14 protein-coding genes are annotated in these 14,926 nt (G+C 71.5%); 6 read left to right on the forward strand and 8 right to left on the reverse strand.

What is annotated here, in order from left to right; genetic code table 11:
- The first annotated feature begins 64 nt into the window (after positions 1 to 64).
- Complete coding sequence (locus ACWC9R_RS32160; protein ID WP_450736823.1) at positions 65 to 1,414, forward strand: M14 family metallopeptidase; 1,350 nt, start codon at positions 65 to 67, stop codon at positions 1,412 to 1,414.
- Between the two features lie 82 nt (positions 1,415 to 1,496).
- Here ACWC9R_RS32160 and ACWC9R_RS32165 read toward each other — a convergent pair whose 3' ends face one another.
- Genes ACWC9R_RS32165 through ACWC9R_RS32175 form a run of 3 tightly spaced genes read right to left on the reverse strand, consistent with a single transcriptional unit; the run spans position 1,497 to position 2,751 of the window.
- Positions 1,497 to 1,688 (reverse strand): hypothetical protein, encoded by a 192-nt coding sequence (locus ACWC9R_RS32165; RefSeq protein WP_450736825.1) that lies wholly within the window; start codon positions 1,686 to 1,688, stop codon positions 1,497 to 1,499.
- A gap of 9 nt (positions 1,689 to 1,697) precedes the next feature.
- Positions 1,698 to 1,889: a hypothetical protein gene (locus ACWC9R_RS32170; protein ID WP_086715784.1), complete on the reverse strand. Its 192-nt coding sequence runs from the start codon at positions 1,887 to 1,889 to the stop codon at positions 1,698 to 1,700.
- Between the two features lie 10 nt (positions 1,890 to 1,899).
- Positions 1,900 to 2,751, reverse strand: coding sequence for a helix-turn-helix domain-containing protein (locus ACWC9R_RS32175; protein WP_450736827.1), 852 nt, complete (start codon positions 2,749 to 2,751; stop codon positions 1,900 to 1,902).
- Between the two features lie 269 nt (positions 2,752 to 3,020).
- Between ACWC9R_RS32175 and ACWC9R_RS32180 the strand changes: the two genes are divergently transcribed.
- Positions 3,021 to 3,509: an ATP-binding protein gene (locus tag ACWC9R_RS32180; protein ID WP_450736829.1), complete on the forward strand. Its 489-nt coding sequence runs from the start codon at positions 3,021 to 3,023 to the stop codon at positions 3,507 to 3,509.
- A 67-nt stretch (positions 3,510 to 3,576) separates the two neighbouring features.
- On the opposite strand, the gene ACWC9R_RS32185 is transcribed toward ACWC9R_RS32180, so the two are convergent.
- The 4 genes from ACWC9R_RS32185 to ACWC9R_RS32200 form a co-directional block, all read right to left on the reverse strand.
- Entirely contained in the window at positions 3,577 to 5,058 is a 1,482-nt protein-coding gene (locus ACWC9R_RS32185; RefSeq protein WP_450736830.1) for a GntP family permease, read from the reverse strand.
- 148 nt (positions 5,059 to 5,206) lie between these two features.
- Positions 5,207 to 5,617, reverse strand: a complete 411-nt coding sequence (locus ACWC9R_RS32190; protein WP_450736832.1) for a RidA family protein — start codon at positions 5,615 to 5,617, stop codon at positions 5,207 to 5,209.
- Positions 5,618 to 5,622: 5 nt separating this feature from the next.
- Complete coding sequence (locus tag ACWC9R_RS32195; protein ID WP_450736834.1) at positions 5,623 to 6,396, reverse strand: IclR family transcriptional regulator; 774 nt, start codon at positions 6,394 to 6,396, stop codon at positions 5,623 to 5,625.
- A 99-nt stretch (positions 6,397 to 6,495) separates the two neighbouring features.
- Positions 6,496 to 7,596, reverse strand: a complete 1,101-nt coding sequence (locus tag ACWC9R_RS32200) for a sugar kinase (protein WP_450736836.1) — start codon at positions 7,594 to 7,596, stop codon at positions 6,496 to 6,498.
- Positions 7,597 to 7,773: 177 nt separating this feature from the next.
- Here ACWC9R_RS32200 and ACWC9R_RS32205 point away from each other — a divergent pair, with 177 nt between their 5' ends.
- Together ACWC9R_RS32205 and ACWC9R_RS32210 are read left to right on the forward strand one after the other, a co-directional pair.
- Positions 7,774 to 9,063, forward strand: a complete 1,290-nt coding sequence (locus ACWC9R_RS32205) for an amino acid deaminase (protein WP_450736838.1) — start codon at positions 7,774 to 7,776, stop codon at positions 9,061 to 9,063.
- A 154-nt stretch (positions 9,064 to 9,217) separates the two neighbouring features.
- On the forward strand, positions 9,218 to 10,849 hold the full coding sequence (locus ACWC9R_RS32210) for an N-acyl-D-amino-acid deacylase family protein (RefSeq protein WP_450736840.1): 1,632 nt from the start codon (positions 9,218 to 9,220) through the stop codon (positions 10,847 to 10,849).
- Between the two features lie 2 nt (positions 10,850 to 10,851).
- On the opposite strand, the gene ACWC9R_RS32215 is transcribed toward ACWC9R_RS32210, so the two are convergent.
- Positions 10,852 to 12,813: a KAP family P-loop NTPase fold protein gene (locus tag ACWC9R_RS32215; protein ID WP_450736842.1), complete on the reverse strand. Its 1,962-nt coding sequence runs from the start codon at positions 12,811 to 12,813 to the stop codon at positions 10,852 to 10,854.
- Positions 12,814 to 12,977: 164 nt separating this feature from the next.
- Here ACWC9R_RS32215 and ACWC9R_RS32220 point away from each other — a divergent pair, with 164 nt between their 5' ends.
- Positions 12,978 to 14,189: a pyridoxal phosphate-dependent aminotransferase gene (locus ACWC9R_RS32220; protein ID WP_450736843.1), complete on the forward strand. Its 1,212-nt coding sequence runs from the start codon at positions 12,978 to 12,980 to the stop codon at positions 14,187 to 14,189.
- Positions 14,190 to 14,274: 85 nt separating this feature from the next.
- Positions 14,275 to 14,724, forward strand: coding sequence for an SCO4983 family protein (locus tag ACWC9R_RS32225; protein ID WP_450736845.1), 450 nt, complete (start codon positions 14,275 to 14,277; stop codon positions 14,722 to 14,724).
- Positions 14,725 to 14,926: the final 202 nt, after the last annotated feature.

The raw sequence follows: 14,926 nt of genomic DNA on the forward strand, positions 1-14,926 counted from the left end.
TCACGGCCATGACATCAGCCAAAACTGACGCCGTCGCTTCGCCTCACACCCCACAGGAGACCGCATGCGACCACGTATCCGCGGCGGACGCACCACCGTCCTCACCGCACTCCTCTCCCTCGCACTCGCCGCCCCCATCGCCGCCGCCCAGGCGCAGGACGCCCCCTCGCCCCGGCCCGCCGCCGACTCCGCGGCGAGCACCGAACTCCCCCATCAGTACGAGGTGACGGGCCTCGCCACCCCCGCCCAGCGCACCGCCCTCACCGCGACCGGCGCCACCATCGACGAGGTCCACGCCGACAAGGCCGTCATCACGGCGAACCGCACCCAGGCCGCGGCCGCCCGCCAACTCGGCCACCAGATCCGCAGGTTGCCCGACCCGCCGGCCACCAGGCCCGCGCCCTCCGGCACCAAGGCCAGGGACTTCCCCACCGGCTACGCGAAGTACCACACCTACGACGAGGCCACGAAGGAGATCGACGCCCTCGTCGCCAAGTACCCGGCCCTCCTGAGCAAGCAGGTCATCGGCACCTCCCACGAGGGCCGCGCCCTCCTCGCCCTCAAACTCAGCAAGAACGTCACCAAGGACGAGCAGGAACCCGAGGTCCTCTTCACCGCCCACCAGCACGCCAGGGAACACCTCACCGTCGAGATGGCCCTCTACCTGCTCAACGAGTTCACCTCGAAGTACGGCAGCGACTCCCGCATCACCAAGATGCTCGACTCCCGCGAGATCTGGATCATCCCCGACCTCAACCCGGACGGCGGCGAGTACGACATCGCCTCCGGCTCGTTCCGCAGCTGGCGCAAGAACCGCCAGCCCAACGCCGGTTCCACCAGCACCGGCACCGACCTCAACCGCAACTGGGACTTCAAGTGGGGCTGCTGCGGCGGCTCTTCCTCCAGCCCCTCCTCCGAGACCTACCGCGGCAAGTCCCCCGCCTCCGCCCCCGAGGTCCAGGTCGTCTCGAAGTTCGTCCACAGCCGCAACGTGGGCGGCACCCAGCAGATCAAGACCGCCATCGACTTCCACACCTACAGCGAACTCGTCCTCTGGCCCTTCGGCTTCACCGACGACGACACCGGCCCCGGCATGACCCAGGACGACCACGACGCCTTCGCCACCATCGGCAAGAACATGGCCGCCACCAACGGCTACACCCCCGAGCAGTCCAGCGACCTGTACATCACCGACGGCTCGATCGACGACTGGCTGTGGGGCAAGGAGAAGGTGTTCGCCTACACCTTCGAGATGTACCCGTCCTCCTTCGGCTCGGGTGGCTTCTACCCGAAGGACTCGGTGATCCCGAAGCAAACCACCCGCAACCGCGAGGCGGTCCTCCGCCTCCTGGAGATCTCCGACTGCCCGTACCGGGCGATCGGCAAGGAGGGGCAGTACTGCAAGGGAAGCTGATCCGGCCACTGCCGGGACAAGAGGCGGGCCGCGCCACTGCGGCGCGGCCCGCCGTGTCCCGGACGGGTGCGGATGCGCACGCCTAGAGCAGGTGGTCGGCCTTGCCGGCCTTTATGCCATGAATGAGCGTGCGGAGGGCCTCGCGGGTGTCGGTCACGTAGGCGTGCTCGGCACCCGCTACGGCGATGTAGGCGTTGCCCTGGTCGTCGGTGCCTACGCGGAAGCAGTTGTTGCCTTCGCCGCAGTAGGGCTCTTCCCAGCTGATGTCTCTCATGCGGCCTCCCTAGAGCAAGTGATCCGCCTTGCCGGCCTTTATCTCGCGGATGAGCGTGCGCAGTGCTTCGCGGGTGTCGGTCACATAGGCGTCCTCAGCGCCCGCCACCGCGATATAAGCGTTGCCCTGACCGTCGGTACCTATGCGAAAGCAGTTGTTGCCTTCCGCGCAGTAGGGGTCTTCCCAGGCAATCTGAGCCATGTGGCCCTCCTCAGAGCTGACGGACGATGCGGTGAATAAAGTCCCGAGACTCGCGCGCCCCGAGGGTACGGGCATGCATCCAGCCCATGTGCTCCCGGTACTTGGCGAGCTGAGCATCGGCATGAGTGAATTCGGGACCGTGCGCCGAGTCCAGCTGGACGGTGTCCAACCGCGGCGCATCGCCTTCGGCGTACAGGACGGCATGCCCGGCGCCTGGGAATGCGCCCGCCTCAACAGGGAGCACGCGCACCTCAACGTTCCCCAGCTCGGATACCTCACAGAGGTACTGGAGTTGTTCCCTGGTCACACTGCGCCCACCGAACTGCATGCGCAGGGCGGACTCATGAACGTATGCGACATAGTTGACGGGGTTGTCCCGTTCCAGAATCTGCTGGCGACGCAGCCGGAAGACCACACGTAGCTCCACCTCTGACCTGGGCAGAGGTGGTAGCGCAGCGTCAAAGATGGCGCGTGCGTATGCGCCCACTTGAAGCGGTCCGGGCAAATGCACGGCCTGTTCGGACCGCAGCCGCGTAGCGTGCCATTCCAGCTCGGCGACATCCAGCAGCCCTTGAGGGAGACTTCCCCTGAACTGTTCCCACCATCCGCGCTTACGGGAGTTGGCCAGTTCTGCCAGGGCGTCGACGTATCGCTGGTCCGAGCAGTCGTAGTTGCTGGCGAGTATCCGTACGCGTTCGGGTGAAGTGGAGCGGATACCGGACTCCATATTGGAGACCTTCGTTCGGTCCAAACCGAGCAGGCCGGCCGCGTATTCGGTGGTTCGGCCTGCGGCGAGACGCATCTTGCGCAGCTCAGCGCCCAGGCGCTTCTGACGCTCTGTGGGCGTGGCCCTGGTGGGCATCGACACCCCTCCCCCCACTCGGTGAGGCCAGTCTGCACGACGCACGTGAGACTGATCCAGTTCACGGGAGGCAATGCGTGAGATGAGGTGGCACGTGAGCCACCTATGGCCCTACAGTCAGTAACGCACCGCTCACGCTCCACGTAGTCGGAAGCGCATCGCGCGAGCCTGCCCGCTTTTCCTCCTGCCCTGGGAGGGGCGGGCGCGCGCCAGGGAGACAGGCCACCGGCTGCCGCACATCAACCACCCGCGTTCTCAAGGGAGTTGTTATGCCCACAGCCACGTCCGTCTGCCCGCACCCCCTCGACACCCGCACACCGCGCGTACCGGAGAATCTGGCCTACAGCCTCACCCTTCCCGCCGCGCTCGCCAGTCCGGCCGTGGCACGCTCCGCCGCCCGTACGATCCTGGAAGCGCACGGCCTGTACGACGTGACCGCTGCCGCGATCCAGGTGATCGGTGAACTCGCCGCGTCTGCATGCCTGTTCACACCGTCCGACAGCGTCTACCTGTCGCTGCGCTATCGCAATGACGCGCTGCGCGTCTGCCTTTACGACGGGCACCCGCGCCATACCCACCGCCGTCTTGCGGCCGCCTGCGACGGAAGGCGACGCTCTCAGCTCCTGCTGCTGGCCTGTGTGATGCACGCCTGTGACGGTGAGTGGGGGTTCGGGGAGGGGCAGAAGCCCGGCGATGGGACGCGGTTGTGGGCGGTACTGCCGCGCGAGGGCGCACGGGCGTACGGGCGCGCGGCATGACGTGCAGGGGGCGCCGGATGCCGGGCACCCCCTGCGCGGCAAAGGGACGGGATGTCGCGACCGGCGGCTAGACGACCAGGCTCACCACCGCCGCCACCCCGAACCCCGCTACCGACAGCACCGACTCCAGCACCGTCCAGGACTTCAGGGTGTCCCGCTCCGAGATGCCGAAGTACTTGCTGACCATCCAGAACCCCCCGTCGTTCACGTGCGAGGCGAAGATCGAGCCTGCCGAGATGGCCATGATGATCAGGGCGAGGTGGGCCTGGGACATGCCCTGGCCCTCGACGAGGGGGACGACGATGCCGGCTGTGGTGACGATGGCGACGGTGGCCGAGCCCTGGGCGACGCGGAGGACGAGGGAGAGGAGGTAGGCGAGGACGATGACGGGGAGGCCGACGTGGTGGAAGGTGTCGGAGAGGGCGGTGGCGACGCCGCTGGCCTTGAGGACGGCGCCGAAGACCCCGCCGGCGCCGACGACCAGGATGATGTTGCCGACCGGCTTCAGCGACGCGGTGGAGACGGTCTGGAGGGATGTGCGGGACCAGCCTCGGCGGAGGCCCAGCAGGTAGTACGAGAGCAGCAGGGCGATCGTCAGGGCCACGAAGGGGTGGCCGAAGAACTCGATGACCGAGCGGCCGGGCGAGGGGGCCAGGGCGATGGAGGAGAAGGTCGCCAGGAGGATGAGGAGCAGCGGGGTGCCGATGATGGTGAGGACGGTGGCCAGGGAGACCGGGGCCTCGTGCGCCGTGACGCCGGCCGCGGCCTTCTCGCGGGTGACCGCGGCCTTGGCCTCGTCGGCGGCCTCGACCATGTCCTGGGGGACGCCGACGAAGAGGCGCCTGCCGATCCACGCCGCGTAGGCCCAGGCGGCGAGCACCGCGGGGATGCCGCATACGAGACCCATCAGGATGATCCAGCCCAGGTCGACCCTGAAGAGGCCGGCCGCGGCGACCGGGCCGGGGTGCGGCGGCAGGAAGGCGTGCGTCATGGAGAGGCCCGCGAGGAGCGGCATGCAGTAGAGGAGGATCGACTTGCCGGACCTTTTGGCCGCCGCGTAGACGATCGGGGCGAGGACGAAGATGCCGACGTCGAAGAAGACCGGGATGCCGAAGATCAGGCCGGTCAGGCCCATGGCGAGGGGTTCGCGCCGCTCGCCGGAGAGCTGGAGCAGCCGGGTGCTCAGCACCTCGGCGCCGCCCGAGACCTCCAGGATCGCGCCGAGCATCGTGCCCAGGCCGATGATGATGGCGACGTGCCCGAGGATGCCGCCCATGCCGGTCTCGATCAGGGAGACGGCGTCGGACTTCTGGACCGTGCCGAAGAGTTCGGTGACCGAGAGCCCGGCGGCCAGGCCGACCGCGATGGAGACGGACAGCAGCGCGACGAACGGCTGCAGCCGGACCTTGATGATCAGTACGAGGAGCAGGGCGATGCCCAGGGCGGCGACCGTCAGGAGGCCCGCGGTGCCCGGTATCAGGGCGAGCAGTCCACCGGTGTGCGGTGGTGGTGGGGCGGCCGGGGCGGCGGTCGTGGCGGCGAGGTGCATGGAGGAACTCCGTTGGCAGACAGGGGATTTCCAGGTAGGGGGGACCGCGGCAGGGCGCCCCGCCGGTGCGGGGTGCCCTGCCGTGCGGCAGGTGGTGCGGACGTTCTAACGGCACAGCGGTTGGCTCACTAAGGGCGCGGCGGGTGGCTCAGCTCAGGACGGCGAGGGCGTCGATCTCGATGAGGAGGCCCTTGGGCAGACCGACGTAGACGGTGGTGCGGGCGGCGGGGGCCTCCTTGAGGCCCTGCTCCTCGAAGTAGGCGTTGTAGATCTCGTTCATCTCGGCGAAGTGCGCCACGTCGGTGAGGTAGACGCGGATCATCATCGCGTCGTCCCAGCCGGCGCCGCCCTCTTCGAGGATGGCCTTGACGTTGGCGAGGGTCTGCAGCGTCTGCTCGCGCAGGGTGGGGCCGGCCGGGGTGGGCGCCTGGCCCTCGGCCGCGGGGAGGAAGCCGACCTGGCCCGCGACCTGGAGGATGTTGCCCTTCCGGACGCCGTGGGAGAACTTCGCCGGCGGGGTGGTGTGGGTGGCCGGGGTGAGCGCGGTCTTCTCGGTCATGGTGTTCAGGCTTCCTGTACGGGGTCGGTGGCGGGTACGGCGGTTCCGGAGTACTCCCGGCTGATGGCGTCGGCGGTGCGGCGCACCAGCGGGAGCAGTCGGAGGAGTTCCTCGGCGCTGACGACGACGTTCGGCGCGGAGACCGACATGGCGGCGGCCAGGCGCCCGTCCGCGCCGCGGACCGGGGCCGCGACGCAGTTGATGGACTCCTCGTGGCCACCGAGGTCGGTGGCCCAGCCCTGTTCGCTGACCTTGGCCAGTTCGGCGAGGAACGCCGTGGCGTGCGGGGTCGAACGGGACGTGTAGAGGGGGTAGTCGAGCTTCTCGGCGAGGGCGCGGCGCTCGGGTTCGGGGAGGTCGGCGAGGAGCAGCTTGGCGACCGCGGCGACCGTGATCGCGACGGGTTTGCCGATCCGGGAGTACATCCGGACCGGGTAGCGGCTCTCCACCTTGTCGATGTAGAGGACCTCGTTCTCCTCGTGGACCGCGAGGTGGACGGTGTGCCCGCACTTCTCGTTGAGTTCGACGAGGTGGGGGTGGGCGATCTCGCGTACGTCGAGGTTCTCGGCGGCCTGCTGGGCGAGGGCGAAGAGCCGGGCGCCCAGGCGGTAGCGCTGGTCGGACTGGCGGTAGACGAGGCCGTGTTCATGGAGGGTGCGCAGCAGCCGGAGGGCGGTGGACTTGTGGACGCCGAGCCGGTCGGCGACCTGGCCCAGGTCGGCGGGCCCCTCGGCGAGCAGCGGCAGGATGCTCAGTGCCCGGTCGACGGTCTGGCTCATGCCGGAACCTCGCTTCGCTCGTTCACGCCGGTGCCTCGCTTCGCCCGGCCCCGCCCGCGCCGGGCGCGCACCGCCCGGGGGTTCTGTCGCCTCGCTCGTTCATTGCGTGGGTACCTCCTCCTCGGCCCTGTGGCCGGATGCGTCGGCGTCGGTCCAGCCAGGAGCGAGGTGCAGTCTCTCCCAGGCGGAGTCGTCCAGGGCGGCCAGGCGGTCGGCGTACGGCCGGGCCGGCGGGGTGGCGAGGTCGCCGGGGACGGTGAGGGCGGCGGCGGCCTGGAGGTGGCCGTGCCGGAGGCGGGCGCGGTCCGGGAGGCCGCGGAGGGTGGCGGAGAGGAAGCCGGCGGCGAAGGCGTCGCCGGCGCCGGTGGCCGCCACGGGGTCGACGCGCAGGGCGGGGACGAAGGTGGCGTCGTCACGGCGGGCGCCCGGCTCTCCCGTACGGCGGAAGACGGTGGCTCCGGCCTCGCCCTGTTTGACGACCAGGGTGCGCGGTTCCGGCAGGGCTTGGCGGATGGCGCGGGGGCCGGTGAGGCCCCAGGCGTCCCGGGCCTCGTCGTCGCCGACGAACACCAGGTCGGCGCCGCGTGCGAGGTCGAGCAGCACCTGGGCCCGCGCGGTGTCCCGCCACAGCCCCGGCCGGTAGTTGACGTCGAAGGAGAGGAGCGGGCGCCCGGGGCGGCGGACGGTCAGCTCGCGCAGCAGGCCGAGGCAGCCGGCGGACAGCGCCGCCGTGATGCCGGTCAGGTGCAGGATGCGGCCGGAGTGCGCGGCGGCGGTGTCCAGACCGTCCGCGGTCATGGCGGAGGCGGCGGAACCGGCGCGGTAGTAGGCGACTTCGTGGGTGTCGGTGGCGCGGTCGCCGGCGGTGCGGAAGTAGACGCCGGTGGGGCGCCGCGGGTCGCGGCGGACGTGGCCGACGTCGACGCCGCAGCCGGCGATGGCGGCCAGCAGGTGATCGCCGAAGCCGTCGGTGCCGACCCGGGAGATCCAGCGGGTGGTGTGGCCGGTGCGGGCGAGGGTGCAGGCGACGTTGGACTCGGCGCCGCCGATGGCGCGGTCGAAGGAGGGGACGTCGGCGAGCCGCCCGGGGCGGCGGGGCAGGAAGGTGACCATGGACTCGCCGAGGCAGACGGCATCGACGTCCGGGGCGGGTGCGCCGTCCGGGCCGGTGGTGCCGCTGACATCGGGGGGCTGGATCACGATCGGTTCCGCTCCTTCGCTGCGGTGCGTGCCGGGCCGCGCGCGGCGCGGTCATCCGGTCGTTGCCCGCCGCGTCGTCCACCGTTGACCGGGCAATGCAGCGGATGTTAGACAGCGGTTAGCGATACGCGCAATGAGCGTTGCAGAAGGTGCAACACGATCTTTTGAGGAGGCCCCATGGCCGGCGAACGGCTCGCACAGGGACTCAAGGGACTCACCGACGAACGGGTCGATCACCGCTTCAAGGGACTCCCCCCGGACGCCGACGGCAGCACCGTCGGCGAGCTGGCCGCCGAGCGCCGCAACCTCTTCACCGACGGCTTCACCACCCCCGTCCTCGCGCTCTCCGCCGAGTCGCTGGAGCACAACCTGGCGCTGATGGAGACCTACTCCAGCCGGCACGGCCTGGCCTTCGCCCCGCACGGCAAGACCTGCATGGCCCCGCAGCTCTTCGCCCGCCAACTGGAGCACGGCGCCTGGGGCATCACCGCCGCCGTCCCCCACCAGGCCCGCGTCTACCGCCACTTCGGCATCGAGCGGATCTTCCTGGCGAACCAGCTGGTGGACGCGGCCGCGCTGCGCTGGCTCGCCGCCGAGCTGGCCGCCGACCCCGGCTTCCGCTTCGTCTGCTACGTCGACTCGCTGCGCGGCATCGAGCTGATGGACACCGCGCTGCGCGAGGCCGGCGCGGTCCGCCCGGTGGACGTGGTCCTCGAACTCGGCGCCGGGGAGGGCGCCCGCACCGGCGTCCGGACCGAGGCCGAGTGCCTCGAACTCGCCGACGCCATCGCGGGCGTGGACACCCTCCGGCTGGTCGGCGTGGCCGGCTACGAGGGCGAGGTCCCGGACGCCACCGCCGAGCGGGTGGCCGTCTGGCTGCGCCGGCTGGTCGCGCTGGCCGCGGCGCTGGACAAGGCGGGCCGGTTCGCCGACCTCGACCAGATCGTCGTCAGCGCCGGCGGCAGCGCCTGGTTCGACACGGTCTCCGAGGTCTTCGACGAGCTGCCGGAGCTGTCCGCGCCGGTCCTCAAGCTGCTGCGCTCGGGCGCGTACGTCTCGCACGACGACGGCCACTACCGCCGGCTGACCCCCTTCAACCGCGTCCCGGACGAGGGCGCCCTGCAGCCCGCCTTCCGCCTCTGGTCCCAGGTCGTCTCCCGCCCCACGCCCGAGCAGGCGTTCCTCAACGCGGGCAAGCGGGACGCGGCGTACGACCTGGACCTGCCGCAGGCCCGGGTCGTCCGGTCCGGCCGGGACGGCGGCCTGCGCCCGGCGGACGGGCTCACCGTCACCAAGCTGTCCGACCAGCACGCCTGGGTCACCACCGAGCGGGCCGGCGACCTGGAGGTCGGCGACTGGGTCGGGCTGGGCCTGTCGCACCCCTGCACCTCCTTCGACAAGTGGCAGCTGATCCCGCTGGTCGAGGCGGACGGCACGGTCACGGACTTCATCCGCACCTTCTTCTAGGACCTGCCTGCGGGGCCGTTCGCGGCCCCGTCGGCTTCCCGGGGACCGGAGTTCGGCTCCCGTCCCCGGACGCCGGCGGTGCGCGCCGACCCCCGCGGTGCGCGCCGCCGGCCCCCGTCCCCTGGGCACCGAGGAACGGAAAGAGGCAGGCCCCATGGACACCGTGTTCCGCGACGTGCGCGTCATCGACGGGTCCGGCGGGCCGTCCTACCGCGCCGACGTCGCCCTGTCCGGCGGCCGGATCGCCGAGATCCACCGCGCGTCGGACGGCGGCCGGCGGCCCGGCGCCGCCCGCGTGGTGGAGGGCCAGGGCCTCGCCCTCTCCCCCGGCTTCATCGACATGCACGCGCACAGCGATCTGGCCCTGCTGCGGGACCCCGCGCACGAGGCGAAGGCCGCCCAGGGCGTCACCCTCGAAGTCCTCGGCCAGGACGGCCTGTCGTACGCACCGGTCGACGACCGCACCCTCGCCGAGGTCCGCGCCCAGATCACCGGCTGGAACGGCGGGGGCCCCGGCGACACCTCCGTCGACTTCAGCTGGCGCACCGTCGGCGGCTACCTCGACCGCCTCGACCACGGCTTCGACGGCCGCGGCATCGCCGTCAACGCCGCCTACCTCGTCCCGCAGGGCACCGTACGCATGCTCGCCATGGGCTGGGACGACCGCGCGGCCACCGCCGACGAGCTGGCGCGGATGCGGCAGCTGGTCGCCGAGGGCCTGGAGCAGGGCGCGGTCGGGCTGTCCTCCGGGCTGACCTACACCCCCGGCATGTACGCCTCCGACGCCGAACTGACCGAACTCTGCCGGGTGGTGGCCCGCTACGACGGCTACTACTGCCCGCACCACCGCTCCTACGGTGCCGGCGCCCTCCAGGCGTACGAGGAGATGGTGGCCCTCACCCGCGAGGCGGGCTGTGCGCTGCATCTGGCACACGCCACCATGAACTTCGGCGTCAACGAGGGCCGCGCCCCCGAGCTGCTCGCGCTCCTGGACCGCGCGCTGGACGCCGGTGCGGACCTCACCCTGGACACCTATCCGTACACCCCCGGCTGTACGACCCTGGTCGCCATGCTGCCGAGCTGGGCGAGCGAGGGCGGCCCGGAGGCGATCCTGGCCCGCCTCCGGGACGAGGCGACGGCCGCCCGCATCCGGCACGACATGGAGGTGACGGGCGCCGACGGCTGTCACGGGGTGCCCATCGCGTGGGACACCATCGAGATCTCCGGTGTCGCGGACCCGGCGCTGGCGGACCATGTCGGCAAGACCGTCGCCCGCAGTGCCGCGGAGCGCGGGGAGGAGCCGTGGCGGACCGCCCGCCGGCTGCTGGTCGAGGACCGCCTCGGCTCGACGATCCTGCAGCACGTCGGCCACGAGGACAACGTCCGCCGGATCATGCGCCACCGGGTGCACACCGGCGGCAGCGACGGCATCCTCCAGGGCGCCAAGCCGCATCCGCGCGCGTACGGCACCTTCCCCCAGTACCTCGGCAGGTACGTCCGTGAGCTGGGGGTGCTGTCGCTGGAGGAGTGTGTGGCGCACCTGACGGGCCGTCCGGCCGCCCGGCTGCGGCTCCCCGACCGCGGCCTGGTGCGCGAGGGCCACCGCGCCGACCTGGTCCTCTTCGACCCGGAGACGGTCGCCGCCGGGTCCACCTTCGACACCCCGCGCACCCTGCCCACCGGCATCCCGCACGTCCTGATCGACGGCCGGTTCGTGGTGGCGGACGGCAGGCGCACGGACGTCCTGGCGGGGCGGGCGGTACGGCGGACACCCGGCCGGGGCTGAGGTCAGGCGGGCGGCGGCAGCTCCCCCTCGGCCGCGCGCAGCACCAGCCGCTCGATCTCCGGCCCGCTGCTCGTCAGGTGGGCCCCCAACTCCCGGGCCAGCGCGGTCCGTTCCGGGGTGACCCGGCCCGCGTAGAAGACGACCGGGCCGGTGTAGCGGCCCTCGCTCCGCAGCCGCCCGATGTGTTCCAGACCCTCCCGCGGGTTGGCGCCCCGGGCGATGTCGGAGACGAGCACGGTCGGCGACTCGACGGCGAGGGCGGCGTCCGCGGCCTCCGAGTCCTCGGCGATCCGCACCACGGCGCCCGCCGTCCGGAAAGCGTTGACCAGCGTCTCGTTGTTCCGCGGATGGTCGTCCACCCACAGGAGACGCACCCCGCGCAGCACCGCGTCATCCGCACGGGCGTCCACGGCCCGGGCCGCCTGAGCGGCACCGTACGAGGGCGCCGTGCCGTACTGGGGCGCCGCACCATACGGGGACGCCGCACCGTACCCGGGCGTCGTGCCGTAGGACAGCGGCGGGAGCGACGGGAGATACGGGGCGGGCTCCGGCTGGACGGGAGCCGGGAGTTCGACCCCTTCGCGCAGCCGGCGCAGCAGCTCCTCGGAGCGGGGCAGCGCCACCAGTCCGTCGATCAGCGAGGTGAACTCCTGGTCGGTCACCATCTCCGGGAACCCGCTGGGGAGTTGGCGCTCCAGCCGCCCCAGCGTCTCGGCCCCGGCGACCGCGGTCTGTTCCGGCAGGTCGTGTTCGAGGAGGAAGCGGTTCACCCGGGCCAGCTCGGCCTCGGGGAGCGGCTCCGGCGACCGCAGCAGCCGTCGCACCTGCTGGTACGTACGGAACTCCGCGATCACATCGCCCGCACCGGGCCCCGGCACCCCGGCCACCATCCGGTAGAAGTCGGGGTAGAAGTACTGCAGCAGCAGGGTCCTGACCACCGCCTCCGGCGGGAAGTCCTCCCACATCGGATTGAGCGTCGCCTCCAGCACGAAGCCGTTCACCAGACGCTTGATGCGGCGTGGATTACGGGCCGAGCGCTCCGCGAGCAGGGTGGTCAGCCGCTCGTCCAGGAGCTGGTCGATCCCGACGGCGCGGGCGCACCGGTCGATGTACTCCCGCACGCCCTGCTGGTCGGCGACCGGAATGCGGTAGCTGGTCTGGAAGATCTTTTCCATGAACGCCGAGGCGGCGGGCGACAGATCGCGCAGCAGCCCGTTGGGCGCCAGCGCCGAACGGTCGCAGCCGATCACGAACGCCAGCCCCGGCACGTCCAGATAGACCTTCACCGCCTCGCAGACGGCGAGCACCGTCTCCTCGGAGCAGCGGTCGAGGTCGTCGATGAAGACGACCAGGAGGCGGCGCGGCCGGAACTCGGCGGTCTGTGACCACTCCTCCACCAGGGCGCCGATCGCCTCCCGCATCTCGTTGCGGGCCTGGGAGTTGACGGACAGGCCGCGCCACAGCTCGTCGACCAGGCCGGCCACCCCGAGCGGCCCGGCGGCGACCGTCGTCACGGCCCGTACGGCCCGCAGCAGCGCCCGCCGCTCGGAGATCCGCTGGAGCGCCCGCCGCAGCACCCGCCGGTCGAAGCGCATCAGGACGGACTTGATCAGCCCTTCCAGCGCGTCGGCGCCGGTCGAGGTCCAGGCGTTGTACCAGACGGTGTGCACCTCGGGGGCGTCCGCCAGCTCCGCGTCGACCAGCCGCATCAGGCTGCTCTTGCCCATACCCCAGCCCGCGTCGACGGCGAGCGTGAAGGGGGTGGCGCCGCGGGAGGCGACCAGGAGCCCGGCGAGCCGGCCGGCGGCCCGGCCGGCGCCGAGCTGATCCGCGCCGGGCTCGGCCACCGGCTCGTCGTTGAGCAGCGCGAAGGGACCGTGCAGCGGGGGCGCGACCGGCGCCGGTACGGACGACGGCGGGGCCGACGGCGGGGCGGCCGGTGGTAACGGAACCGAGGTGGGCATGCTCCGGAGCGTAGCGGCGCGGGGCGACGGCCCGCGGGCCGTCGCGAAATCCGCACCACGGCACCCCGCCCGGTCACCGGGCGTGAGGAGGTCCACACCGTCCGCCGGTCAACGTGGGGAAAAACACCGGGCGGCCGCCGATACGCGCCCGTAAGGTGGCGGACATGCAGGTGATCCAGTCAACGAAGCTCGCCAACGTCTGCTACGAGATCCGTGGCCCGGTTCTTGAGGAGGCGATGCGGCTGGAGGCTGCCGGTCACCGCATCCTCAAGCTCAACACCGGCAATCCGGCGGCGTTCGGCTTCGAGTGCCCGCCCGAGATCCTGGAGGACATCCTCCGCACGGTCGGCACGGCACACGGCTACGGGGACGCCAAGGGCCTGCTCTCCGCCCGCCGCGCGGTGATGCAGCACTACCAGACCCAGGGCATCGACCTCTCCGTCGACGACATCTACCTGGGCAACGGCGTCTCCGAGCTGATCCAGATGTCGATGCAGGCGCTGCTGGACGACGGCGACGAGGTGCTGGTCCCGGCCCCGGACTACCCGCTGTGGACGGCGTCGGTCTCGCTCTCCGGCGGCACCGCCGTGCACTACCGCTGCGACGAGCAGGCGGACTGGATGCCGGACCTCGCCGACATCGAGCGCAAGGTCACCGACCGCACCAAGGCCATCGTCGTCATCAACCCCAACAACCCCACGGGTGCCGTCTACGACGACGAGCTGCTGCACGGGATCGCGGAGATCGCCCGGCGGCACAACCTGATCGTCTGCGCCGACGAGATCTACGACAAGATCCTCTACGACGGCGTCACCCACACCCCGTTCGCCTCGCTCGCCCCTGACCTGCTGACCCTGACCTTCAACGGGCTGTCGAAGTCGTACCGGGTGGCGGGCTACCGCAGCGGCTGGATGGCGGTCTGCGGCCCGAAGGCGCACGCCTCCTCGTACATCGAGGGGCTGACGATCCTCGCCAACATGCGGCTGTGCGCCAACATGCCGGCCCAGCACGCGGTCGCCACCGCCCTCGGCGGCCGGCAGTCGATCAACGATCTGGTGCTGCCCGGCGGCCGGCTGCTGGAGCAGCGCGACACCGCGTACGAGCTGCTCACCCAGATCCCCGGCGTCAGCTGCGTCAAGCCGAAGGGCGCGCTGTACGCCTTCCCGCGGCTGGACCCCAAGGTCTACAAGGTCAAGGACGACCGGCAGATGGTGCTCGACCTGCTGCGCGAGGAGAAGATCATGATCGTGCACGGCACCGGCTTCAACTGGCCGGAGCCCGATCACTTCCGCCTGGTCACGCTGCCCAGCAAGGACGATCTGGCGGACGCCGTCACCCGGATCGGCTCCTTCCTCGACGGCTACGGGCAGTACTGACCCGGAGCAGCCCTCTGTAAGAGCCACAACTTTAGACCGTGTCCAAGCTAGGATGGTCTCCTGAACGTTTTCAGGAGGCCGTCCCATGTACGAACCGATCCGCACCAAGTCGGTCCACACCATGGCCGCCGCCCCGGAGGTCCCCCACCGCTCGCGCGAGCAGGAGCTGGACATCCGGCTCGCCGGTCAGCTGACGGCGCTGCTCACCGTCACCGATGAGCTGCATGCGCTGGCGACGCGGACGGACGGCGGCGCGCCGCAGGACACCGGGCTGGACGGCGCCGCGCTGGCCGCCGCGGCCGAGCGCATCGCCGAGCAGGTCACGCGGCTGAGCGGCGGCCACCATCCGCTGCGCGCCGAGCCCACCGACGGCGGCGCCCCGCCCCGGGCCGAGGCCCTCCGGCAGCGCGCCCACACCCTCGCCGGGAACGCCCTGGCGGTCGCCACCACCCGCGGGGACACGGCGGCCATGGAGCTGGCCACTGAGCGGATGGCGGCACACGCCGGTCCGCTCCGGGATCTCGCCACGGCGTGAGCCCCGGGCGCCGGTGCCGGCCCGCCTCACCCGACCGGCCCAGCCGGTCCGCACCACATCAGCTCACCCACAGCTACGAGCCGGGGCCCCGCACGTCCTGTGCGGGGGCAAGAAAGCGCCCGCCGACCGGAAAGGGGGCGGGGTGCGAGAAGTCTTTGGGAACCACAACTGCAACTCCGATCGACACTAGCACGCACGAGCA

Source organism: Streptomyces sp. NPDC001219 (assembly GCF_053597915.1).